We start from the raw sequence: 25732 nt of genomic DNA, 5'->3' as shown, positions 1-25732 counted from the left end.
TTTTCCTAAACCTATGCCTTACAGACCCAATATCGCTTTAGCGATAATGTTGCGTTGGATTTCGTTAGACCCACCGTAAATAGACGTCTTACGTTTATTGAAATAACCCGCCGCTGCGTGAACAGTGTGTTCAGGTCCGGATGGTGTTTCATTCCCAGTCAATTCACGTTGGAATGGCATGGCGTAATAACCAGCAACTTCAACAGCGAGATGCGAAATACGCTGCTGAATCTCAGTACCACGAATTTTCAAAATGGAACTTTCAGCTCCTGGCCCTTTACCGGCTTCTTCACCAGCAAGTGCACGCAATTCAGTATACTCAAGCGCCATAAGGTCCATTTCGATCTCGGATACTTTACGGCGGAATTCCGCATCATCCATAAGGATTGGCGCATCACCATATAGGCTCTTGTCGCTGGCTACTTCGCGCAAACGAGACAGTGCTTTCTTACAAACGTGCGTGCCGGCAATTCCAGAACGTTCATGCATCAACAAGAATTTTGCGTAGGTCCAACCTTTGTTTTCCTGACCAATCAGGTTTTCAGCTGGTACTTTCACATCTTCAAGGAACACTTCGTTCACTTCATGATCGCCACCCATAGTGATGATTGGACGCACAGTGATACCTGGTGTTTTCATGTCGATGAGCAAGAATGAAATACCCTCTTGCGCCTTGGCTTCAGTATCAGTCTTTACCAGACAGAAAATCCAATCTGCATGCTGAGCCAAAGTCGTCCAAGTCTTGGAACCATTCACAATATAATGATCCCCTTCACGAACAGCCTTAGTGCGCAGAGAAGCAAGATCAGAACCAGAACCAGGCTCGGAATATCCCTGACACCACCAAATGTCACAATTCAGTGTTGGAGGTAAAAAGCGTTTCTTTTGCTCTTCATTTCCGAACGTGTAGATAACCGGCCCAACCATTCCAATATTGAACGGCAAAACATTAAATGTCTCGGCCTTAGCCATTTCTTCGGCAAAAATGTATTTCTGGGTTGGTGTCCAACCAGGGCCACCATATTCCTTCGGCCATGAAGGAGCTACCCAACCTTTATCAGCCAATTTTTTATGCCACGTTATGTACTCATCACGACCAAATTCGGTCACTTCGCCTGAACGCTTTTCTTCTGGCCAGTTTTCATCAAGAAAATCTCTAATTTCCTGACGGAATTGTTCATTTTCTTCAGTGAATGCTAGATCCATATCACTGCTTCCTTCCTCTATTTGCCAAATTGGGATGACGGACGCTTAAACAAGCGCCCGCCTTGGCTCACAAATTACCTATTTGTGTATCTCTTCAATTCATCACGTGCGATCACCATGCGGTGCACGGCATCAGGACCATCCGCATAACGTAGAGTTCTTACGCCTGAATACATTTCAGCCAGCGGTGTATCTTGAGAAACACCTAATCCACCATGCATCTGCATTGCTTCATCGATGACTTTCAATGCCATGCGCGGAGCTTCAACTTTGATCTGACTGATATAGATACTTGCCGCTTTCATATCGCCTTGATCCATCATCCATGCTGCTTTCAGACAAAGAAGACGCGCTTGTTCAATCGAGATACGGCATTCAGCAATGATGTCGTAGTTTGCACCTAGTTTGTGCAATGGACGTCCGAAAGCTTCACGCGAAGTTGCACGCTTACATAGCAACTCAAGTGCACGTTCAGCCTGACCGATAGAACGCATGCAATGGTGGATACGACCAGGCCCCAAACGCCCTTGGCTCACTTCAAATCCACGACCACGACCAAGCAACAATGCATCTTTTGGTACGCGAACATTTGTAAAGCGGATATGCATGTGACCGTGTGGTGCATCATCGTTACCGAACACCATCATTGGGCGCAGGATCTCAATGCCCTCATGTTCAGCTGAGATTGCAAACATTGAGTGACGTGAGTGACGAGCAGCGTCATCACCTTCTGTTTTGGCCATCAAGATGTATACTTTACAGCGAGGGTCACCAGCACCTGATGACCAGTGCTTCTCACCATTCAACACCCACTCATCGCCATCAAGTTCGGCCTTGAACGCCAATGCAGTTGCATCAGATGATGCTACATCTGGTTCAGTCATAAGGTATGCTGAGCGGATCTTGCCTTCAAGCAACTCACCCAACCACTGTTCTTTGTGAGCATCAGAACCATAACGTTCCAATACTTCCATGTTTCCCGTGTCAGGCGCAGAACAATTGAATGTTTCAGCACCTAATTGAGGAGACCACCCCATCTCTTCTGCAAGATAAGCATATTCTACAGTTGAAAGGCCGTAGCCACGATCAGAGTCTGTAAGCCAAAAGTTCCAAAGCCCTTTTTCTTTAGCCATGCCTTTTAGTTCAGCGAGGATATCTTTTTGACGTTGCGTGAATGCAAAACGACCACCTTCAGCTTTACCAACTTCGGACAAATATTCATGTTCTAAAGGAAGAACTTTTTCGCGAACAATTTCACGTACAGCGGCAATAAGTGGTTTAACTTTTTCGCTCTGTCCTAAATCCATACTAGTCATTTACGTTTCCTTCTAATTCTATTTATCGCAATCTGGGCGTGATCCCGATTGCTTATTTATGTCTGTTTCCGGATCAATTTCCGGACATAATTTCCTAAATTCTTTGCCCCTGGACCAAAGAGAGCGTATCTCTTGTTTGTTGTTTGTTTGTGGTAATATCTATAGTAAATTTGTTGGGCGATACCCGCGAGGCGAAACTGCCCATAAACGTAATAAAACAAATAGTTATCTATTTTACGACCTGATTTTTTTGCGTAATAATCAACAATTTCATCTCGCGTCATCATTCCTTCCACGTCAGAAGGCTGACGTTTCAAAACCTGAAGCTCCGGAGGGTCGTCAGCTTGAATCCAATAAGCCAGGCTAGCTCCCAAATCCATGAGAGGATCGCCTAGCGCGGAAATCTCCCAGTCCAGCACCGCACGAATTTCGTGAGGCTCTTTTTCATCTAGGATCATGTTGTCGATACGAAAATCACCATGAAGAATAGCACTACCAGATTCAGTTGACGGACGATTGTCCTCTAACCATTGGCGCACGTCTTCAAATGGGTCTGCATCAGGTGTTAGTGCCCGTTCATATCGGCTATTCCAGCCGAGAATTTGACGTTCAACATAACCTTGTGATTTTCCAAAATTCTCCAACCCGACGCTCTTAGGATCAACCGAATGAAGCTCGATCAGTTTATCCCAAAAACGTTCGCAGAAGCTTCTGACTTCTTCAGCTCCCCATCCCCATTCTTTGGGAAAGGCATCCAACACCAAGCGGCCAGGCACTTTTTCCATCACATAGAACTCAGCACCGATCACCGAGTCTTCATGTGAAGCGTAATAAAACACCTCTGGCACTTTAGGATATTTAGGTTGAAGCGCTTTCATCACGCTATATTCGCGGATCATAGAGTGACCCGACTTTGGCTTCGCACCACTGGGAGGACGCCGCAGCACCAAATCCCGGTCAGGATAGCGCAGCATAAATGTTAAATTGGAAGCACCGCTTGAAAATTGTCGAACCTCGGGTTGCCCCTCAAGACCAACAATCTCCTTTTTTAACTCAGCATCCACTAAGGCAACATCAAATGCATCCTCAGCACGCACATCAGATCCTATATTTTCTGCCTCTTGGCTCATAGAGCGCCTCGCTGCGTAAGTCCGCCGTCAACAACTAGTGTATGACCTGTAACGTATGACGATGCGTCAGATGCAAGGTACAAAATGGCCTCTGCCATGTCTTGAGGCTGCCCAACACGTTTTAAAGAGAAATTACGTTCAACCATGCTCTTCGTGGCCTCTTCATTCGCCATTAAAGCAGATGCGATTTTTGTTTGGGTCAATCCTGGAGCAAGCGCATTTACACGAATATTCTGATCCCCCAATTCCTGCGCAAAAACCTGCGTCATGCTTATCAATGCGGCTTTAGTCATGGAATAAACGCCCTGCCCAAACCCAGGTTGAATACCGTTGACAGATGCTACATTTACGACAGATCCGCCGCCAGATTTCTTCATCAATGGCGCTGCTTTTACCGTGAGATAATAAGGCCCCCTCAAATTCACTTCGACGGTTTTATCCCAAGCTTCAACTGGCGTTTCAGTAGCTGGCCCAAAGTGAGGGTTTGTTGCTCCATTGTTGACGAGTATATCTAAACGACCTTCTTCTTGCTCAATCGAAGAGATCACTTCTTCATGATCAGAAAGCTCTCCTAAGTGAAGCTTCATAGCGCGCGCTTTGCCACCTGCAGCGACAATTTTTTCAGCTACTTCAGCACAAGCCTCAAGCTTACGGCTTGTGACGATTACCGTCGCCCCTTGCTCTGCAAAGGCCATCGCTGTTTCTTCTCCGATACCACGGCTTGCACCAGCAATCAGCGCAACTTTTCCAGTCAAATCCAAACGTGCCATGACACTTCTCCCTATTATATTATTGTTTTAAAGCGGACGCCCATTTTTCTCGACTAATCCACGCCGTAGTTTGCGCATCCCGCCCAACCAACGATCGGGTTCTGCCGCTTTTCCTTGAATGTAATCTGCAACTTCTTCATGTGGGAATACGAAGAATTTACCTTCGTCTAGCGACTTCAATGTGAGTTGAGCTACGGTTTCAGGCTCCACCACCCCGCCAACAGCCAATAGACTATCTTTAGCACCTTCAATCATGCGTGTATTAACGGCTTGAGGACATGCACATGCGACTTTGATGCCTTCGTCACCATGCGCGACCGCGAGACTTTCAGCAAAAGCTACAGCCGCGTGTTTAGTAACCGTGTATGGTGCGCACCCTAGTTGAGCGAGAAGTCCCGCAGCAGATGCAACGATAACAAAACTACCACCGCCGCGACTAACCATTCCCGGAATAACATGACGAGCAGCATAGACTGATCCCATCACATTGACTTGCCACGAATCTTCCCAGGCCGTGTTTGGTGCAGAAGCAGCTCCAAATAGTGGGCCGTCAGACGACCCAATTCCCGCATTCGAAACGTAGATATCAACTGGCCCCAGTCGCTTTTCAGTTTCTGTAATGAATGCAGCTACTTGTCCCTCATTGGAAACATCAACTCTAGCTCCAAACCCACCACAAGCTTCGCCGACTGCATTTGCTTGGTCTCTATCCAAGTCTGCAACAGCAACTTTAGCTCCGGCAGCATGAAGAGCTTCAGCATAGGCCTTCCCAATTCCACGACTACCGCCCGTGACAATTGCGACTTTTTGGCTCCAGTCCATAACCACTCTCCCATCTGATATCCAACAAACACACATATGTTTGCCTAGAATATTCTATCGGGAAAATGATAAAGTCAAACGTTTTTTAACAATCGTACCAATTCGAAATTGTTAAATTAAATATTTCCCTCGGGACATCGCTTCTAGGTCTTGGCAGAACTCATGACGCACCCTCCCAAGGTCAGATGTCCTGACGCCGGTCGCCAAAATACGAAGCTTCTTCCCAATGAATAATCCATAAATTAGATACGCATCCAACGATCGCGAACCATCTCCAATTTTCTTCAACAACCGATCCCAAGCACGGTGTTGATCTAAACTGACATCCCGCATGACTGGTTCAAGCGCGGGGTTTCTTTGAAAGTCCATATAAACGGAAAATTCAGCCATATTGACGCCCTTAAACTCGGTGACTTCACGCATAAATACTGCGCTGGTCAAATCGGCCAACTGGTCCACATTCAGTGCATCATAATCAATACCAGCCATCACAGAACGGTACCGCTCCTTAGCTCGCGCAAAGATTTGAACCTGTGTCGCTTGCAGTAAGCTACCCAGAGTTTTGTAATAATAAACTGGCGCAGTAGGTGCCAATCCCGCCTTAGCAGCAATAGCTCTGTGGGTCACATTTGCCACCCCACCTTCTTCAATAAGAGAAATCGCTGCATCTATAATTTTTGCTCGAGTTGCCTGAGCCTTCTTACCGCTCTTTTTGTCCGGAATATCAAGCAAATTACTGTTATTACTTCCTATTTTATCAATTCTATCGACAATATCTTGTCCATAATCAAGTAATTTGAAAACATCCTCGGAAGAAAAACCAAATTGCTGCGCGAGAAAAATCTGGCCAGCCGCACAATCCAAAGCCGACCGAATTGAAGCCTCATCAACATCTTCAGACAACCCTTCAGCAACCTCAAGCCATATTTTCTCCAACCCATCAAACCACTGAACAGCAACAGATCGCAGGCTTTCATCGCGCGCAGCCGCAATCATGATTTCCTGCCACGCAACTGTTTGAACTCTAAGGTTTTGTGATAAACTTGCTGCAATAGAGCGCACACAGAAGTCTCGGAAATTTGTTACAAAAGCCGGGTCGTTTCTGCGACGCCGAGATAAAGAATTTATGTTTTCCAGATGTGTTTTTGCCAACACAAATGAAGCATCCTTGATCATATCGATCTTAGTTTCATAGTAATAAGTTGTTGATGCTAAAGAAACATTTGCCCGCTTTGCAACACTTCTATGAGTGGTGCGAGATATTCCAAACTCAGCGATATCCTCGATCACTGCTTCCCGTAATTTCTGACGCATCTTGGCTGATCTAGAGACCGTCTCTTTATTATCGTTATCTTTTAACACACACGACCTCCGTCAAAATAATTTGATCAACCTCCCCAACAAAACACATATTGAACATATGTACAAATTGTGTCAGCCTCCCCTCCAGACACGGAGAGCAGCTACATTTCTTCATACAAACCTAGAAATACTCTGCCTCAACTAACCTTGGGATAACATAGCTTGATACATGAATGCGTGCAATTATAACGCTAAACATAAGCAAAACGCAGACTAAACGGGACAAAAGAGGAAACATCCATGAGAGCGCTAGTTTCAAAAACGCCGGGCGGACCAGATACGCTAGAACTAACCGAATTGCCAACTCCGGAACTCACCAAAGATGGCCTTCTCATCAATATTCACGCATGCGGTGTCAATTTTCCAGACTCACTCATTATCCAAGATCGGTATCAGTTTAAACCACCTCGTCCATTTGCTCCGGGCGCTGAAATTTCAGGTGTTGTAGCTGAAGTTGGGTCAGAAGTTTCTGGCTGGACTGTCGGCGACCACGTTGTGGCAACTATTCCTCATGGCGGATATGCAGAACAAATTGTCGTTCCAGCTGAAGCAGCATTTCCTGTCCCCAAAGATAGAGATCTCGACCAAGCAGCGGGCCTTCTGCTGGTATACGCAACTACTTATCACGCCCTTGCCGATCGCGGTGATTTAAAAGAAGGCGAAACTTTACTTGTACTAGGTGCCGCAGGTGGTGTTGGCCTTGCTGCTGTTGAGTTAGGTAAAGCAATGGGTGCACGCGTTGTCGCCGCTGTTTCTAGTGAAGAAAAAGCACAAGCAGCCAAAAATGCTGGAGCTGATGAAACACTCATTTACGGAAGACAACCGTTTGACAAAGATCAATCCAAGCAACTTGCAAAACAATTTAAGCAAGCAGTTGGCCCCAATGGCGCCGACGTGATCTATGACCCTGTTGGCGGCGACTATTGTGAACCAGCCCTTCGCGCTTGTGCTTGGGAAGGACGTTATCTAGTTGTAGGTTTTCCTGCCGGCATCCCTACCCCCCCACTAAATCTTACACTTCTCAAAGGGTGTGACATTCGCGGTGTCTTTTGGGGAGCACATGCCGCTCGTGATCCAAAAGCAAACCGCGAAAGTATCGACAAGCTGATGACCATGTGGTCAGACGGAAAAATCAATCCACTTGTCAGCAAAACTTGGCCTCTTGAGCAAGGTGGTGAAGCCATTCAATGGCTCATTGACCGCAAAGCGATTGGTAAAGTCGTCGTCACAACAAAATAATATAGAAGCTAAAAAACTCGAGGCTCATCATGACAACTATTCATGCCAAGACTTGCCATATATGCGAAGCTAATTGCGGTATATTAGTGGAGATGGATGAGCGTCGAGTTGTATCTATTAAAGGCAATCCTGATCATGTCCTTAGTGAAGGTTATATTTGCCCCAAAGCCACTGCTATTCCAGATATTCAGGATGATCCGGATCGCCTACGCAAACCACAAAAGAAAACAAAAAATGGTTGGCAAGAAATTGATTGGGACACAGCTTTTTCTGAAATTGGTCAACGTTTTGCCGACGTCGTGTTCGGCCCCAAAGTGCCCGCATTATACCTAGGGAACCCAGGCACGCACGACTATTCCAAGACGACGCAGGTTCGAAATTTCATAAAAGCGACTGGCGTGGAAGGCATTTATTCTGCTTCTACCCTTGATCAACTCCCTCACATGATTACCCAGAAATGGGTTTACGGCCACAACGCTATGTTTCCTGTAGCGGATATTGATCGAAGCCAATACATGCTGATCGTAGGCGGAAACCCACTGGCCTCAAACGGCAGCTTGTGGACTGTTCCCAATGTCCGAAATCGCATCAAGCGCATGCAAGAACGCGGAGGGAAACTAGTCGTAGTTGATCCTCGCAAAACTGAAACCGCCAAAATTGCTGACCAGCATCATTTCATTCGTCCAGGAAGCGACACCGCCTTCTTCTTGGGATTACTCATTTCACTTAAAAACGCTGACTTAGTATCCCCCAAACACCTGTCTGGAATGCTCGATGATGGCTGGGCAGAGGCTTGGAATGCAATTGAAAAGTTCGACATTGAGACACTTAGCAATCATTGCGGCGTATCGATTGAATCCATGCATGAAATTGCTTTGGAAATCGGTAGCGGCAAGCCTGCGATTGTTTATGGCCGCATGGGTGTTTCCGTACAGACATTTGGCACAGTAAATCAGTGGCTGATCCAACTACTCAATATTGCTACTGGAAATCTTGATCGCGAAGGCGGCGTATTATTTGGTAAACCCGCCATTGATCCAGTAGCCAATGCTGGCACGGGTTCATATGGACGCTACTCCACCAGATTGAAAAACAGCCCGGAAGTTCTTGGGGAACTGCCTACCGTCGAACTAGCCGATGAAATACTTACCGAAGGCGAAGGTCAGATCGGTGCCCTTATAACCGTAGCTGGAAATCCAGTAATTTCTGCTCCGGCCGGACAACAAATTGATACAGCCCTTGAATCGTTGGACCTTCTAGTCAGTATCGATATGTATGTTACTGAAACATCTCGTCACGCAGATTATATCCTGCCCCCTTGCGGCCCTTTAGAAAATGATCACTACCCTCTTTTGCTGGCGCCGATGGCTGTGCGCAACTTCGCAGCTTACTCCCCCGCCTTGCTTGAGAGAGCTGAAGATGAGAGAAAGGATTGGGAAATTATTGCTGGCCTAACAGCAGCTATCAACCATGCAATGGGCAAAGACACACCAGAGCCAGTGCATCCCCAAGTCGCTCTAGATGCCATGTTGAAAGCATCCTCATACGATCTTTCTCTCAAGCAGCTCAAAGAGAGCCCAAATGGTATAGATCTCGGCCCTCTATTTCCTCAACTTCCAGAACGTCTATGCACACCTGATAAGAAAATTCACTGTGCACCGGAAGAGTGCATGAAAGATTTAGAACGCTTTGCTACAGACCTCGCAAATACCCAAATTCCCGAAATCACTTTGATTGGCCGCAGGCATGTGAGGTCCAACAATAGTTGGCTCCACAATAGCCGCCGCCTCGTCAAAGGCCCCGACCGTTGTACTCTGATGCTTCATCCTGATGATGCGAAAAACTATAACATCCAATCAGATGACATGGTAAGAGTAAGCAACCATATTGGACAGGTGGAAATAGTCGCTGAAGTAACCGATGATGTCATGAAAGGTGTCGTCTCTATTCCACATGGCTACGGACACGCTCGAAAAGGCACCAAACTTTCCATCGCCGCTGAAAGGCCTGGAGTTTCCATCAACGATCTTACAGACCCAGCCGAAAAAGATCCTCTTTCCGGAAATGCTGTCCTTAATGGAATCCCTGTTCAAATATCTAAATTAGAAATCGTTGAAACGGCTTAAACCGACTAAAGATCAATAGAAGCTCGTACCTTGTTACCGCAGCCCAGATATTCAATGTCTGGGAAAGCTAATTGCTTGGCGAGAGCAATACCGCGCCCTCGATATGTTGTTTCTGAAGGCGTCTCTTGATCCAACGCAGCATAATCAAAGCCCGCCCCTTCATCTTCAATGGTAAAAGTTATGCGCTTTGATGAGCGTGCATATCTGATGACGACTTCTCGATTGACGTATTGAGGCATTTCAAGACGACGATCAATTTCTGCTTTCCAGCTGCCCGACATTATGAGCTTTTGTTTTTGTTCAGATGTTATTTCTAAATTACCATGCTCAACAGCATTTACCATCAACTCCCGTAGCCCTATTGCAACAAGGTCAGCATTGGGACATGCTATAGCGAGCATGGTTGAAAGGTTTCGCGCTTCAATCAATGTTTTGAAAGAAAATTCGCCATTATTAATCGTTCCAATAGCCGACTTGCGAAGCGATACTTCTTGACGAAGGTTCTGGGATTGTTGACTAATCTCACGACACGCACGACAGACTGTTTTCAACATTTCGATATCTGCGGTTTCAGGTAAGACGAAGTCTGCGATATCTTGGTTCACTGCACTTGATGCGATGACTATAGAACTCAGAAACTCGGTTGAATTTTCTTTTGCTATCTGCAGCTTATCAAGATTTGCTTCATCGGTGATAACAAAATCCACCTGACTGCCTGGAGGCAATTCTTCACCGAGGTGAAGTGAAGCGCCATATTCTCCATAAAGATACTCTATCAGCTCTTCTGAAATCGTATCGCATTGGGGGGAAGCGATCCAAACACAATCTTTAACGGCCTCTGTTCGGCAATATTCTTGAATAGATTTTGGTGGCAAAACTTTCATCGACAGAACGGTTAGGTCGTCATCAAATTTTGACTTCCCGGTGCGGTCTACCATTCTCTGGATAACCGCTTCTACAAACTTACCTTCTTCAACTTTTTGATTTACAAGTATATCTGATATTTGCTCACCAAGCTCTTGAGAAGATAAAGAGTTGTCTGGATTGTCAAAGTCTTCATACAAAGCATCGCTGTAGAGAAAAACGCGGTCGTTGGATTTGAGTGTCACTGTTTTGGCTTCATATTCAATCTCAGACACGCACCCCAAAATCGGTCCGGTTGAGTCTAGTTTTTGAAAAGTTTTCCCATTTTTGCGAAACACAAATGGACACGGGCTTCCTGCATTAACATACTCTAAGGTTTGTTTGCGCTTGTGGTATATTCCATAAAATCCAGTGGAAAATTGCTCGGCTGGAAGGATCTTTTCCAACTCATTGTTTAGTGTGGACATCCACAAACCGGGTTCAGCTTTATATTCTTTAAGACTTCGAACCAATAATTGTAAGCGAAAGGCATTGATAGCTGCAGTCACGCCATGGCCAGACAAATCAAAAAGGAAAATCCCCAATCGACTATTATCAATAGCTGCTGCGTACCACCAATCCCCTCCCAACATATTGGAAGCCTCGTAAAAGGACTCTATTTCAACATTTCGAGCTTCCGAAAACTTTGCGATATTTTTCTCTGAGGGCAATAATGCACTTTGCATATTCTGGGCGGCTTGTAGATCTTGCTGTAGCCTCGACTGATCCTTACGCAATTGGTTCACAAGGTTTTTGCGCTCCAAAGCCCGTTTTACTCTAAGAATAAATTCCCCTTCCGAAGAAGGGTCCGTTATTATTTCAGTTGCGCCAGCTCTAAACGCCTTCAACCTTGTTAACTGGTCATCTCGTGGGAGCTGAAGGATGATTGGAATTTGCTCGTCCAACAAACTCCGCAGCCTCCGGCATATTTCAAGGTTTGCTTCGGCATCCAAGTCGGTATTCAAAATAACTAGATCTGGAATATGTTCATTCACAGCAATCGATGCACTCGAAAAATTTTCTGCAAACTCAAGGCACTGCAGGTCAGCATTCAACAAAACCCTAGCAACTCTATCACGTGCCAATTCTTCATTTGTGATGATCAGGATGCTGGCATCTTCTAATTTAGATTGGAACTCTCTGGAAACAACAGCGAGATTTTGCAAGGCTTGTTTAGGCATAAATCTATCCTAATTTACAACGTCAACCAATTGATCAAATTTGAATAGCTCCGCCACAACAGCGACATGCCCAGTCAAGTTAGAAACTTTTAGAGATTTGCCTTTTTTCTTAGCCCGATCACTTGCAAGAAGCAGCAATCCGATGCCCGCAGAGTCCACCATTTTTAACTCTTGCAAATTCATTATAACATTTGGATCTGGACCATTTTCTATTTCACGAACCACGGGATTAAATGCTTCGTGATCCTCAAATGTCAAAACATCAGATACGTTCACGTGTAGAGTGTCCCCTCTCACATCAAATCTGTATTTCATTGTCTACTCCTGTTAGAATAATTCGATATCACCATTTGCCTCAGCACCAATTTCTTCGGTCTCAGCAGTTTCTCCGAAGTAAGTTTTTTGAAATTCATTTCGGACTTCCGTAAGAGTTATCCCATCAATAATTGTCTGAGCTAGCGCCTCACAACTATCTTCACTGTTCATCTCTGAAGCATCTCGTTGAACAAAATCAGATAGATTTTCCATTACATTTACAATGGCGTCTGTGCGTTGTTTCATGCGATCCTGAAATTGCATCGTCATGATCACTTCGCGAATATCACTGGCTATCGCTTGGGCTTCATCCGTTGAATCACCCAAAATTTCTTGGATGTCGGAATTGCGACTGACCAATGCATCCATCAAAATTTCGAGACTTTTTCTGGCATCAATCTGCACAGAGAAATCAAGAGCACCAATGCGGCTCAACTCCTGATATTCGTCTTTGATAGAACCAATCACTTCTTTTATGCTGTTGGTGACTGTTTGAGTACTATTCAGCATTCGAGTTGCAAGCTCATCAATACCCTCAGAAACTTTGAGCATTTCTTTGGAGACAACTTGAAATCCACTCGCAACTTCTCCAGCTCTTGCAGATTCAATTTGAGCATTCAGAGACAGCAACCTTGTTTGCCGGTTTATTTTCTCGATGTCTCGAATACAATCATCAAGCTCGCTCATTTCTCTTAGAATTTGATCTAATGAATAAATCAAACCCACGCCTTGCTTTGACAAGACAAGGACGCGATTTGAAACCTCCTCTAATGACTCTTTCAAAAACTCAGGAATGGTCGCGAGGTCCATTTCCTCGCCTTCATGTTCGACTTTAGAAACTTGTCGAACAAGTTGTGACAAACGTCCTGCCTGCCCTTCGGTAGAATTGGTTAACTTTGCAAACAAGTCACTCAACTGGGCTGCCTGCTGCTCAACATCTAGAGAGGTTTCTTTTAATATTCGATTTGCACTCTCAACCGTCCCAAGCAAGATTTTGGAGAATGGTGAAACATTCACCCCCTCCTCCAACTCTTCCAATGTGTCCAGCTCAAATGGCATAACTATCTCTATTCTATAATAAAAATTACTATCTGCGTTTAAATTCGAATTGCATTTGAATGATTGCTTGCTTCGTCCAACACTGCGGAAATGATCTGATCTTCAGGTAATTGATGCATTACTGCACCCATCTCAAAAGCGGCTCGCGGCATTCCATAAACGACACTGGATGCTTCATTCTGCCCGATCGTGACAGCACCGACTTCCTTCATATTTAAAAGCCCTTTGGCTCCATCTTTCCCCATACCGGTCAAAAGCACGCCGATAGCCTTGGGTCCGCAATTTTGAGCGACAGAATCAAACAACACATCAACCGAAGGACGATGACCGTTTACTAACGGCCAATCTTCAAGTTTACAGACATAATCCGCCCCCGACCTCTTTAGGGTCAGATGTTTATTTCCGGGGGCAATCCACACCTCCCCTGGCCGGATACGTTGATTGTTTTCAGCTTCTCTTACAGTTACAGCGCATGACTTATGCAATCGGTCAGCAAATTGGCGCGTAAAATTGGGTGGCATATGCTGCGCTATCACCATTCCTGGAGCATTTGCAGGAAGATGAGGCAACATCCGCCCGAGCGTCTCTACGCCGCCAGTTGATGCACCTATGGCAACGATAGATTCAGTTGTTTCGAATGACGCACGATTTTGAAAAACACCTACATTAGGCATTGGCCTTTTGTGGCGTACATTTGAGTTCGCCGCTATTTTGACCTTTTCAATGAGTTCATCCGCCATTTCTTTCATATTCGATGAAAGGTCCAAAGCTGGTTTAGTTACAAAATCAACTGCCCCCAACTCTAGGGCTCTTAAAGTAACATCCGCGCTTTTTGTTGTCAGAGAAGAGATCATAACCACCGGCATGGGACGAAGGGCCATCACCTTCTCCAAAAAGGAGATACCGTCCATTTTGGGCATTTCTACATCAAGTGTGATGACATCAGGATTGGTTAATTTGATTTTCTGTCGTGCTATCATTGGGTCTGGTGCAGTTGCTGCAACAACGATATCATCTGACTGTTCCAACAAACTCGGAATTAGCCGGCGCATTAAAGCGCTATCATCCACGACTACAACTTTGATTTTTTTACCCATTAGAACAACTCCACTGAACCAAGTTCAGCTTTTTTCTCAGGCACAAATTCTGCCTCTTGCCGAATAACTTCGAGCCCAGCAACTGGATCAAGAAACTTACGCCAAGCGCGTCCTGTGACGGGCTCAAACATAATTCTTCGTCCGCGTTCTCCGCCCAAATCCATTTTTGCAACATTCAAACGTTCAACTGCAGCATATTCTTTGGCGAACAGCGCATTCTTGGAGCCTACCTTTCCCATTCCTTGAACGACATTTCCGCCCCCGAAAAATTTGCAATTCAATCGATGTTTCTCGGCTCCCAATTGCAATAAATCATTGATCAATGCATCCATCGCATGATTGCCGAATCTCAATGCCAAACTGGCACCGGACCACAAACCAGCATCATCATTGGGCAGCATAAAGTGGTTCAATCCACCTATTCTACTTTGGCTATCCCAAATGCAAGCTGCTACGCAGGACCCAAGGACAGTCACAACAATTTCTTCGGGATCAGAAGAAACATATTGTGCGCCGGGCAACACCGTGACGATGTATCTTTGCTTTTGCCGATCATAAAATCGAGATACTTGATTGTCTGACCTCTGGAGTTTTTCTGCCACACTCATATGGTTCTCTCCACATGACGGGGCTCATAGATTGTCCGCCCAACTAACTTAAACGGCGACCTGTCACCCAATATGGACTCCGAGTGACCTAAAAATAGCCAACCATCATTGGATAAGGTTTTTGCAAACCGGTCGACGAGGGATTTTTTCGATGGTGGATCAAAATAAATGAATACGTTTCGGCAAAAAATCACATCAAATTCAGTTTTTATTGGCCATGCACTATGAAGATTTAATCTATTGAAAGTTATATGATTTTTAAGTTCAGAATTAACAATAAAACTCTTATCATCGTTCTGCTTCAAATACCGGGCTTTATAACCCGGTGGAATTTCTTCTAGGCCCAAATCATCATAGCGACCCTGCTTGGCTTTATTGAGGATATTGGTATCAATATCTGTTGCCAAAATTTTCCAGTCCCAGCCTTCGCCCCTATCAAACGCATCAGCAAGTACCATAGCCAATGTATATGGTTCTTCACCTGATGAGCTTGCGGATGACCACACTCTTATGCGCTTATTTCCGGTGAATTTAGCCCGTTTTTTCCAGTACGGAATTATCGTATTCTGCAAGAACTCAAAATGATGTGGTTCTCTGAAAAAACGCGTGTGATTGGTCGTCAAAGCATTGATAAAATCCTTGGATTCCTTGACCGCATTTGCCCCTTGCAAGAGTTGAGCATAGCTTTCGAAATCCGGCAAAGACAATGCTCTCAACCGTCTCACAACTCGAGCATAGACCAACTCCCGCTTTGTCTCATCAATAACAATCCCTGCTTGCTTATAGATTGCTTCAGAGATTGTTTTGAATGCCGCATCATCCATCGAGAATTCACGGTCTTCTTGTACATTTTCATTTGCAAGAGCAGTCATAATTTATACCCAACCTAGCCTTCCGGCAGCTTTAGAATTCACTCCAGTCATCGTCTTCTTCAATGCTTTCGGCCAAAGCGGATTGAAGCACCCTTGCACCGCCTGTATTGGCTACAGCAGGTACTCTTTGAGGAGTTGAGTTTGATGCAAATGATCGTTGCTCAGTTTGTTCGCCCACATCGAAAAAACCCATACGGTCCCTCATGTTTTGAGCTTGGTCTGTCATGGTTTTGGCGGCAGATGCATTTTCTTCGACGAGAGCAGAGTTTTGCTGCGTCATCTCATCCATTTGCGTGATGGCTCTGTTTATTTCCTCTGCACCAGTTGCCTGTTCACCTGAAGCAGCGCTAATTTCGGCAACAATATCAGCTACTTTCTTAATGCCATCAACAATACCATTTAGTGCTTCACCAGTTTGATTTACTAACTCAACACCACCTTCAACTTGTGCGCTTGAGTCAACAATAAGGTCTTTAATATCTTTGGCAGCTTGCGCCGAGCGCTGCGCCAGAGAGCGCACTTCTGAAGCCACAACTGCGAACCCACGACCAGCATCACCAGCACGAGCTGCCTCCACCGCAGCGTTCAATGCCAATAGGTTTGTCTGGAAAGCAATCTCATCAATTACTCCGATAATATCTGAGATCCGACGCGAAGACTCTTCAATCTTACCCATTGAATGGACAGCATTATGAACGATTTCACCACCAGATACTGCAGATTCTCTAGCTGTAATCGCCAATTGACTTGCATGCTGAGAATTGTCCGCATTTTGCTTAATGGTAGCAGCCATCTGCTGCATTGATGAGGCCGTTTCTTCAAGGTTTGCAGCCTGCTGTTCAGTACGTTGTGATAGGTCTGTAGCTCCAGAGGAAATCTCCTCAGCGCCGCTAGACACCTCAACTGAAGCATGAGAAATGGCCAATACCGTATCTTGCAATTTGGCAGCTGTTGAGTTGGCGTCTTCTTTTAGTTTGCCGTAAACGCCTTCAAAATCATCTTCAATACGTTTTGTTAAATCGCCTTGCGACATTGCTGTCAGCATCATCCCCAAAGCATCCAACACTATCGAAACTCGCCCGGAAAGAATGTTGATACTTTCCGCTAGTACCAACATGAAGCCATCTTTGTTTTCTGTAGACAGTTGTTTGCTGAAATCGCCACGGGAAACGGCTTCAACAACGCCTTGAACCTCTAATTCAACCGCTTTCTCAGCCGTATCATCACGCCATTCCACAACAGTTCCGACACGCTGTTTATCATCATCAAAGACGGGTGTAGCGATCAGATGAAACCGTCTTTCTCCAACTTTAATATCCGTCTCAAATGTAGATGTTAATCGTGCCAACATAGTCCGTTGATGAGCTGGATTTTTATGGAATATATCGATATTGGCCCCATGCAATTTTTGGCTATCGAAATTAGGCAGTTCCTTTTTAAGATCCGACTCAGCGACACTCATCATCTTTTGTTGCGCGGCGTTAAGATACACAATGTTGAAATCGTCATCTGCAATCATGACATTTGTTGTAGCAACATCGAGCGCAGAACGAATTCGAGCGTTCTCTTTCATTCGCTCACTCTGTGAAAGGTCAGAAGCATATTTTACAACTTTAAAAGGTCGCCCTTTTGTGTCGTAGATTGGATTGTATGAAGCTTGCAGCAGAACTTTCCGACCGCCCGCAGCTACACGCTCATACTCACCCTCATCAAATTCGCCGCGCCCCAGTTTTTCCCAAAATTGGCGATATTCAATGGAATTTGCGTATTTAGGGTCAGCAAACATTGAGTGATGTTTGCCTTGGATCTGCTCCAATGGGTAACCCATTGTTTTACAGAAGTTTTCATTTGCCGTCAGAATGCGCCCAGTGAGGTCAAATTCAATAACAGCTTGTGATTGGCTAATGGCATTTATCTGGGCAATCATATCCGCAGATTTGATTTTTTCCTGCGTGATGTCACTTGCAAATTTTACAACTTTGTATGGTTTACCATTCAAATCGAAAATTGGATTATAGGAAGCAACAATCCATATTTCTTTGCCATTTTTACCAACGCGAGGAAATTCACCCGATACGAACTCCCCTCTATTCAACTTCTCCCAAAATTGACGATATTCATCAGATGCCGCTAGCTCGTCATCCGCAAACATTGAGTGATGCTGCCCCTGAATATCTGCCAATGAATACCCCACTGTTTTGCAGAAATTCTCGTTCGCATTTAATATCTTACCAGTCATATCAAATTCAATGACAGCTTGAGACTGGCCGATGGCTTTTATTTGAGCGCCCATATCAGAAGATTTTATTTTCTGATCTGTCACGTCAGTTGCATATTTGATTACTTTGTAGGGCTTGCCCACATCGTCAAATACAGGATTGTATGAAGCGACGATCCAAATATCTTTGCCGTTTTTCCCAACTCGCGGAAACTCACCAGCAACAAACTCTCCACGTCTTAATTGACGCCAGAAATTTTCATATTCAGCACCCTTTGCCACAGCTTGATCCACAAACATAGAATGGTGCTGTCCAACGATTTCTTCCTTGCGATATCCTACTGTTTCGCAGAAGTTATCATTGGCATCCAAAATAGTTCCATTCAAATCAAACTCGATTACAGCTTGCACTTTATCAATCGCATTTAGCTTGGCCGTCATTTCTCGCATTTGCGCGCGCTGGCCAAGATGATTGCCATTTTTCTTGAATGCTAAAGCACCTACAGCCGCCGCAGCCGGAACACAAAGAGCAAGTGCCGCACCTAAACCAAACTGAGAACTAACAAATGACACACCGGCAAATCCAACCAATCCACCAGCAAAAAGCGCTGCTGATGACATTAATTGCTGTCTTTTATCTTTAGTTGTTGAAGTATTAATTGGGGAGGAATTCTTGTTCATCTGATTATTCCTTCAGCGCATTTAATTGATTTGTTGGGATTTCAGATCCATCCAATTCGTGGATCTCAGGAATGAAAAGGTTTTCTAGATCGAGCATGGCGACCATCTGCTCTTTATCGGTCAAAAAACCCGTAAACACATTGGCATCTGTCTTGGCATTAGTTTCTGGAACGGGTTTAATTTGATCGTCTGACACCATCAAAATATCTGATACAGCATCAACAAGCAGACCTATTTGTCGATCATTTATTGCTACGATAACAATGACATGACGTTTTGTTGGATCAGTCATGCTGTCACCCAATCGACACTTCAAATCGACTATTGGCAGCACAGCGCCACGTAAATTCAAAACGCCTCGAATATACTGGGGTTGGTTTGGCAGACTGGTTATGTCGTCCCAACCTTTTATCTCCCGTACCGACATTATATCGACGGCATAATAAGCTTCATCCACAGTAAAACTAACGTACTGCTTCGGAGGAGACAGCATCTCCACATTTGCTTCGTTTTCATTTGAAATATCAGATATCATCTGAGGTTGGCCCATGTGCTCTATCCTCCTGACGCAATAGTTTGAATTTCGTTTTCAGCAGGTATTTCTGAAACCGTTTTTGATTTTGAAATTGGAGATTTGGGTAGCAAAGCCGAAAGCCCATCCACATCGAGAATGAGGCGAACACGCCCATCTCCCAAAATGGCAGACCCAGCTACGCCGGGAATACGATAATAGTTTGTTTCAAGGCTCTTAATGACCACTTGCTGTTGCCCAAGAAGCTCATCGACAACAATACCAACATGACGGCCAAATTCGGTTTCGACGATAACTGCTAGCTTCCTAAGCGGCTCGGTTAATCCTTTGCGTGAAAGCCCCATACAACCGCATAAGTCTATCAAGCGAATGGCATTTCCGCGTAAAGACAATACGGATCCACCATCGGGCATTTCTTTTATTTGATTTGCTGCTGGGCAGACCGTTTCTACTATCGAAGACAGCGGTATAACATACCTTTCATCCGCAGTGGCAACCAGCATTCCATCAAGCACGGCCAGCGTCAAAGGAAGAGCCAAGGTAAAACAAGATCCCTTCCCTTTTTGAGATTCAAGTGTAATCCGGCCACCAAGTTTTTGAATATTTCTGCGAACAACGTCCATGCCAACGCCACGACCAGAAACATCGCTCACTTCACTCGCCGTTGAAAAACCAGGACGGAAAATCAACATCTCGATTTCTTCTTTGGAAAGCTCTTCGCCTTCTTGGATCAAGCCCTGTTTAACAGCTTTGGCGACGACTTTATCAGGATCGAGCCCTCGACCATCATCGCTCACGCGGATCAATATACGCCCATTTCGTTGCTCGGCACTAAGACGAACTGTACCTTCTTCAGGCTTACCCATCCCAACACGATCAGCAGGCATTTCAATTCCATGATCCATACAATTACGGATCATGTGCGTGAGCGGGTCTGCCAACTCTTCAATAATAGTCTTATCTACTTCAGTAGCTTCGCCCTCCAGGATGAGGTTCACATTCTTATCAAGCTTCTTGGACAGATCGCGTACTAACCTTGGATATCGCGAGAACAGAGCCTTAATCGGCTGCATACGAATTGCCATCACGCCTTCTTGTAGCTGACGTGTTCGCATCGTCAGATCTTCAAGAGCTTGCAACTGATTGATTTGTTCAATTCCAATTTCTGATGAAATACTCTCTAACGCCATTGCTTGAGCGATGACTAATTCGCCAACCATATTGACCAATTGATCGACACGTTCGAGATCGACACGGATAGAACCTTTGGAGGGTTTTGCTTTTTCTCCGTCAGCTTTGTCATTTTGATTTTGAGGAGTTGTCGAAACTTCAATCGGGTTTTGTGACGTTAAAACTTCACCATCATCGGTTTCTTCTGCGATTGTTTCATCAGGAATTATGGATAAATCACAATCACCATCAACAAATTCGAAAATGGCTTCTATATCTTCAATGCCACTCTCTGTTTCTAGTGTAATTATCCAATCAAAGTAACTCTCCATTGGATCTGTCTTAGACAGTTCGACGATTCTTGAGGTGTCTATTTCAATTTCAGTTTCACCAAGATCAGTTAATGCCTCAAGCAGTAACTGGGGCTCATTTGCTGCTTCATAGAGCTCGCGATGTGGACGAAATTTTACTGTATATTTGATCTTTCCCGATTGTCTTGGTTTTTCGGCGCTTTGAACTTCGGAAAATTGTCCTCCTTTTGGATTGCGCTGACGCACCTGCTCTAACACATCTGCTTCGAGATTTTCCGGTGCCTCCTCTCTAGCCTGAGCATATTCGATGAGAGTGTGAAGAATATCACCGGATTGAACAATTAGATCGGGATCACCAGTTTGTAGATGAATTGTGCCGCTTCGGACTTGATCTAAAAAGTCTTCCAATTCATGAGCAAAAGTGACCAGACGCTCTAACTTAAAAGCGCCAGCTCCAGCTTTGATTGAATGAACCGCCCTAAATAACTCATTGAGTGTTTCATTGTCGTTTTCATCAGGTTGCAGATTTCCCGCAACTTCTTCAAAACGCTGAAGCAACTCATCACATTCTTCAAAAAACGTCTGACGAAATTGTTCAAAATCACTCAATTTGCATCCCCCCAGATTGCTATCTACATACGCGCTTGACGACGCCAAGCAATTGATCGGGATCAAACGGTTTCACGATCCAGCCTGTTGCACCCGCAGCCTTACCTGCTGCCTTTTTTGTACCGTCAGCTTCGGTCGTAAGTATGAGAATGGGCGTTGATCGAAATTGGGGTTTGGTACGCAACTCTTTGGTCAGTGTGATACCATCCATACGCGGCATGTTCACATCAGAAATCACTAAATCAAAATTTCCAACGGTACTTGATTGAAGTGCATCCATGCCGTCTTCGGCCTCAACGGTTTCATACCCTTCACGCTTAAGTGTGAAAGAAACCATATCTCTCATTGTCTTTGAATCATCCACGACAAGAACACGTTTAGCCATTTCCCAGCTCCCACTCTTCAGCAACTGCCCCCAGTCCCAGGACTTTCATTGCATGCAAAAATTCATTGCTCATATTTTGGATTTGGAATTTCTTATTTTGTAACTGACAAGTTTTCGCCGCGCTTAGCAGAACTTGGATCGCTGTCGTGTCGATTACGTCAACTTGCTCAGCATCAAGAAGAATGTCTTGCTCACCTTCACTTATTTCCAATAAATTGGAATGAAGGTCATCAACAGCACCGCCAATTAATCGCGCTTCTAGTTCAATTTTTTCAGCGAAGCTTAATATAGCTACATCATCCGACATTAAATTCTTAAATCCTCAATACAGACTTAAATATCTATTCGTCACGAATACTTATTTTACTTCAGGATTTGAATTATCTGTGTAGGCACAAACGCAATATTCATTATCCTGCTAAAAGCAAAAGGTTACCCAATTGACGATATTTGGTAAGAATTTGTACGCCCAGAAGTAATAACAACTACTTAACGGTGAATAATGATTACGAAATTTGCTTAAAATATTAGGAAATGCATTTACTCCGAATTAACGAATTAATCCGGAGCATTCAAAATGAACACAGCCAAACTAAGTAGTTTGGCGCTCCAATCGGCCCACCACTTGCACTTTATAGATAAATATCGTTTTTTTGGGCCAGTATTTAAGCTTCAGTAAAACGGCTTAATTCTGCGAAGTTGCATTTGGACGCAACATCAAAAGCTGCTTTCAATTTCCAAAAAATTCCTAATTTCGAAAGCTCTATTCACAAACGTCAAGCTATCCGTTGATTATATCTAATATCTCACGATTGGTTTTCAATTTTGTAGACATCAAAGATATGTTTCTTTCAACATTTGAAAACGCAGATAAAGCAAAACGTTCTTCATCTGGCGACACTCCGACACCTCGAGGAGCCGTTTTGTAGCCCATTCCATACAGCACATATTGATAGCTTGCTGTTGGAAACGCTTCATCCACACTATCAAATTCAGCTTTATTAGGTACCTGCGCTTTCCACAGCTCCAAATCCGCTTTCAATCTCTCTGAAATTGTAGCTGGGTCCGCGCTATCCTTCCAAAACATTCCGTCTCGATTGGACATCACATAGTGCAATTTAAGAAAATCGATTATTCTCTGCCATCGAAAACCAAAGCGTTTATTGAACCGATCAGCTATAAAATCCATTGCACTTCTATTTGCTGGCATGTGATCAGCTAATAATGCAGCCGAAGCTTCAATCACCATCATCGCTGAGGCTTCCAACGGCTCTAAAAATCCTGCTGACAGTCCTATCGCGACACAATTTTTATGCCAAAACTTCTCTCGATATCCCGGATTTATATCAATTTTTCTTGGTGTTAAATCAGAGAATTCAACCTCTGTTACACCCAAATATTTTTGCAATTGCCGCGCAGCTTCCTCATCAGAAACATGGTTGGAGCTGTATACATGCCCAACACCGCGACGATTGTACAAACCAATATCCCAAACCCAACCAGCTTCCTGTGCGGTGGATATTGTCGCAGATTGAATAGGCTCATTCTCTTGATAAGGCACTTGAACAGCCAAAGCAGAGTTTATCGGCATTTCAGCGCTTTTGTCTTTAAACTCAACACCTAAGTGTTGTCCCAACAATAATGACCGAAACCCTGTGCAATCCACAAACAAGTCAGCATCGATATCGCCATTGTTTTCCGTAGTAACGGCTTCAATATCTCCGTTCTCACGAAATCGCACATTAAGAACCTTATCCAAAACAAGATTCACGCCCATTTTTTGTGTGCAATGTTGTCTTAGAAACCCAGAAAATTTTCCGGCATCCAAATGGTATCCATAATTCAGCGCCCCACCATATTGAGGCGTTGTTATAAGCTTCGGGGATAAATGCTTCTCACAAACCGCTTCCTGCGCACATGCAATTGATGAGAAAGTATCTGTCTTGCCAGCATCCACCCAATATTGAGCCAGATTTCCCTGATAAAACCCCTCAGGCAACTCGAAGGGGTGATAGTAGAAATCGTCTGCGCTGCCATCTTTCCATCCTACAAATTTGGATGCTTGCTTAAAAGACGCCTGACATTCTCGCAAAAATTCGTTTTCATCAATTCCGGCATTGCGCAAAGTAGCCTTCATTCCCGGCCAAGTGCCCTCACCCACTCCTATTATCGGAATGTCGGAAGCTTCAATTAGAGTGATTTTTAATCCACTCTCACCTTCCGATTTATGCTTGCTTGCTAGAATAGCAGCGGTCAGCCAACCAGCCGTACCTCCCCCAACAATCAAGACAGACTTAATCGGCCTACTGGACATTATCTATTCCACAATATTGCCTGATGAAATCACTGTGCTTTGGCATATTCGAAACGTTTTTTACGATGTTTTGCTTAAGGTCGGTCATCGCCTGTTTTAGCTGCCCGTTTGGCAACATTTGCCCAACAAGATGATACCCATTACTCTCCAATCCTTGCCCCCTAAATACCTGCAACCAAGAATCTATTCGGAATAAATCCAACCCTTCCTGGAAGGCAATTCCATTTTTCGTATACAGGTCAATTCGATGCTGAAGAGATTCTGGAATATCCATTTCTGCGCGCTGTTTCCAAAAATCTGAATCTGTACGCTGATTAAGCTTGTAGTGAAGAATTAAAAAGTCCCGAATACTTTCAAGTTCTTCTCTCGCATAGCGATTGTACTGATTACGTAAAGCATCATTTGCGCCACCAAACGGAAACATTTGAACAAGGCGAGTCACGCCGATCTGGAACAAGTGAATACTTGTAGATTCCAATGGTTCAAGAAACCCACTCGAAAGGCCGAGTGCAATACAGTTTTTAGTCCAACACTCTTTACGACGACCCGTTACAAATCGAATAGGACGTGGCTCTGAAACCAGTTCCCCTTCAATGTTATCCATTAGAATGGAATGAGCCTCATCATCACTCATAAAATCACTACAATATACGTGACCATTTCCAACCCTGTGTTGAAGTGGAATACGCCACTGCCAGCCAGCTTTACGCGCAATTGAACGCGTATAGGGCACAATTTCTTGAGACACCTTTGTTTGAACAGCCAAAGCACTATTCATCGGCAGGTGATCACTCCAATCTTCATACCCCACGCCAAGCGCCTTATCGATTAAAAGCGCTCTAAACCCGGTACAATCTATAAACAGATCACCTTCTATTACTTGCCCGTCTTCTAATTGCAGAGAGCTAATGTCTCCAGTCTCGGGAGCAAGTGTGACATTGGAGATTTTGCCTTCAATACGCTTTGCACCTTTTTGTTCACTATACCGACGCAAAAACTGCGCATAGAGGCTGGCATCTAAATGGTATGCATAATTGAGATTTGATTGTTCTGATGTGGCAAACTTTCCAGCTTCAGCCGCTTGGAGTTCAAAGCAATAATCATCCATCTCACCAGCCCACCCTTCCGAGCGCGCCTGATACCACATGTGCTGAAAATCCGTCATCCATGTGGAAGGGCCTATACTTCCAAATGAGTGAAAATAACGATCGCCCAATTTACCCCAGTTTTCAAAAGCAATGCCTAACTTGAAGGTGGCCCTCGTCGCGCGCATGAAATCTTGTTCGTTTATGCCCAATAGTCGATGATAAGCTTTGTGGGTAGGAATTGTAGCTTCGCCGACTCCCACAGTTCCAATTGCTTCAGACTCGACCAAAGTCACATCGAGCAATTTCCCCAACTGACCAGAGAGCATTGCAGCAGCAACCCAACCAGCAGTTCCACCGCCAGCAATAACCACCTTTTTTACCTTCTGCTCCATTGAGCTTACTCCCCTATCGTAATTTT

Annotated in this window: 21 protein-coding genes; 2 read left to right on the top strand and 19 right to left on the bottom strand. The window is 44.5% G+C overall.

Features of this window, described 5'->3' with window-relative positions:
• Positions 1-18: 18 nt before the first annotated feature.
• From F551_RS0100520 to F551_RS0100495, 6 genes are all read right to left on the bottom strand, one after another.
• On the bottom strand, positions 19-1206 hold the full coding sequence (locus tag F551_RS0100520) for an acyl-CoA dehydrogenase family protein (protein ID WP_018995509.1): 1188 nt from the start codon (positions 1204-1206) through the stop codon (positions 19-21).
• Between the two features lie 74 nt (positions 1207-1280).
• Complete coding sequence (locus F551_RS0100515; RefSeq protein ID WP_026296564.1) at positions 1281-2522, bottom strand: acyl-CoA dehydrogenase family protein; 1242 nt, start codon at positions 2520-2522, stop codon at positions 1281-1283.
• Between the two features lie 56 nt (positions 2523-2578).
• The gene (locus F551_RS0100510) at positions 2579-3652 is read right to left on the bottom strand and encodes a phosphotransferase family protein (RefSeq protein WP_018995507.1); all 1074 of its coding nucleotides are present in this window, start codon (positions 3650-3652) and stop codon (positions 2579-2581) included.
• Positions 3649-4422, bottom strand: coding sequence for a glucose 1-dehydrogenase (locus F551_RS0100505; RefSeq protein ID WP_018995506.1), 774 nt, complete (start codon positions 4420-4422; stop codon positions 3649-3651). Before F551_RS0100505 ends, F551_RS0100510 begins: the two co-directional genes overlap by 4 nt.
• Positions 4423-4449: 27 nt before the next feature.
• The gene (locus F551_RS0100500) at positions 4450-5244 is read right to left on the bottom strand and encodes an SDR family NAD(P)-dependent oxidoreductase (protein ID WP_018995505.1); all 795 of its coding nucleotides are present in this window, start codon (positions 5242-5244) and stop codon (positions 4450-4452) included.
• Between the two features lie 111 nt (positions 5245-5355).
• Positions 5356-6606, bottom strand: a complete 1251-nt coding sequence (locus F551_RS0100495) for a TetR/AcrR family transcriptional regulator (protein WP_018995504.1) — start codon at positions 6604-6606, stop codon at positions 5356-5358.
• A gap of 240 nt (positions 6607-6846) precedes the next feature.
• On the opposite strand from F551_RS0100495, the gene F551_RS0100490 reads away from it, so the two are divergent.
• Complete coding sequence (locus F551_RS0100490) at positions 6847-7845, top strand: NADPH:quinone oxidoreductase family protein (protein WP_018995503.1); 999 nt, start codon at positions 6847-6849, stop codon at positions 7843-7845.
• A gap of 29 nt (positions 7846-7874) precedes the next feature.
• Positions 7875-9971 (top strand): molybdopterin oxidoreductase family protein, encoded by a 2097-nt coding sequence (locus F551_RS0100485; RefSeq protein WP_026296563.1) that lies wholly within the window; start codon positions 7875-7877, stop codon positions 9969-9971.
• A gap of 5 nt (positions 9972-9976) precedes the next feature.
• Here F551_RS0100485 and F551_RS0100480 read toward each other — a convergent pair whose 3' ends face one another.
• The 13 genes from F551_RS0100480 to F551_RS0100420 form a co-directional block, all read right to left on the bottom strand.
• Positions 9977-12055, bottom strand: coding sequence for an ATP-binding SpoIIE family protein phosphatase (locus F551_RS0100480; RefSeq protein WP_018995501.1), 2079 nt, complete (start codon positions 12053-12055; stop codon positions 9977-9979).
• 9 nt (positions 12056-12064) lie between these two features.
• Positions 12065-12370, bottom strand: a complete 306-nt coding sequence (locus tag F551_RS0100475) for an STAS domain-containing protein (protein WP_018995500.1) — start codon at positions 12368-12370, stop codon at positions 12065-12067.
• Between the two features lie 12 nt (positions 12371-12382).
• Positions 12383-13429, bottom strand: coding sequence for a methyl-accepting chemotaxis protein (locus tag F551_RS0100470; protein WP_018995499.1), 1047 nt, complete (start codon positions 13427-13429; stop codon positions 12383-12385).
• 38 nt (positions 13430-13467) lie between these two features.
• Positions 13468-14526: a protein-glutamate methylesterase/protein-glutamine glutaminase gene (locus F551_RS0100465; protein WP_018995498.1), complete on the bottom strand. Its 1059-nt coding sequence runs from the start codon at positions 14524-14526 to the stop codon at positions 13468-13470.
• Positions 14526-15134, bottom strand: a complete 609-nt coding sequence (locus tag F551_RS0100460; RefSeq protein ID WP_018995497.1) for a hypothetical protein — start codon at positions 15132-15134, stop codon at positions 14526-14528. The genes F551_RS0100465 and F551_RS0100460 overlap by 1 nt, the downstream gene beginning before the upstream one ends.
• Positions 15131-16006, bottom strand: coding sequence for a CheR family methyltransferase (locus F551_RS0100455; protein ID WP_018995496.1), 876 nt, complete (start codon positions 16004-16006; stop codon positions 15131-15133). The genes F551_RS0100460 and F551_RS0100455 overlap by 4 nt, the downstream gene beginning before the upstream one ends.
• A gap of 31 nt (positions 16007-16037) precedes the next feature.
• Positions 16038-18905 (bottom strand): methyl-accepting chemotaxis protein, encoded by a 2868-nt coding sequence (locus F551_RS17580; protein ID WP_018995495.1) that lies wholly within the window; start codon positions 18903-18905, stop codon positions 16038-16040.
• A 4-nt stretch (positions 18906-18909) separates the two neighbouring features.
• On the bottom strand, positions 18910-19455 hold the full coding sequence (locus F551_RS0100445; protein WP_018995494.1) for a chemotaxis protein CheW: 546 nt from the start codon (positions 19453-19455) through the stop codon (positions 18910-18912).
• A 5-nt stretch (positions 19456-19460) separates the two neighbouring features.
• Positions 19461-21527: a chemotaxis protein CheA gene (locus F551_RS0100440; RefSeq protein ID WP_018995493.1), complete on the bottom strand. Its 2067-nt coding sequence runs from the start codon at positions 21525-21527 to the stop codon at positions 19461-19463.
• Positions 21528-21546: 19 nt separating this feature from the next.
• Entirely contained in the window at positions 21547-21912 is a 366-nt protein-coding gene (locus tag F551_RS0100435) for a response regulator (RefSeq protein WP_018995492.1), read from the bottom strand.
• Positions 21905-22219: an STAS domain-containing protein gene (locus F551_RS15980; RefSeq protein WP_018995491.1), complete on the bottom strand. Its 315-nt coding sequence runs from the start codon at positions 22217-22219 to the stop codon at positions 21905-21907. The genes F551_RS0100435 and F551_RS15980 overlap by 8 nt, the downstream gene beginning before the upstream one ends.
• Positions 22220-22693: 474 nt before the next feature.
• Positions 22694-24226, bottom strand: a complete 1533-nt coding sequence (locus tag F551_RS0100425) for a tryptophan halogenase family protein (RefSeq protein ID WP_018995490.1) — start codon at positions 24224-24226, stop codon at positions 22694-22696.
• Positions 24216-25706, bottom strand: coding sequence for a tryptophan halogenase family protein (locus F551_RS0100420; protein WP_018995489.1), 1491 nt, complete (start codon positions 25704-25706; stop codon positions 24216-24218). The genes F551_RS0100425 and F551_RS0100420 overlap by 11 nt, the downstream gene beginning before the upstream one ends.
• Between the last annotated feature and the right edge of the window lie 26 nt (positions 25707-25732).

This window comes from Hirschia maritima DSM 19733 (assembly GCF_000378345.1).
In the GTDB taxonomy this organism is placed as follows: Bacteria; Pseudomonadota; Alphaproteobacteria; order Caulobacterales; family Hyphomonadaceae; genus Hirschia; species Hirschia maritima.
This window is presented reverse-complemented; position numbering and strand designations above follow the sequence as displayed.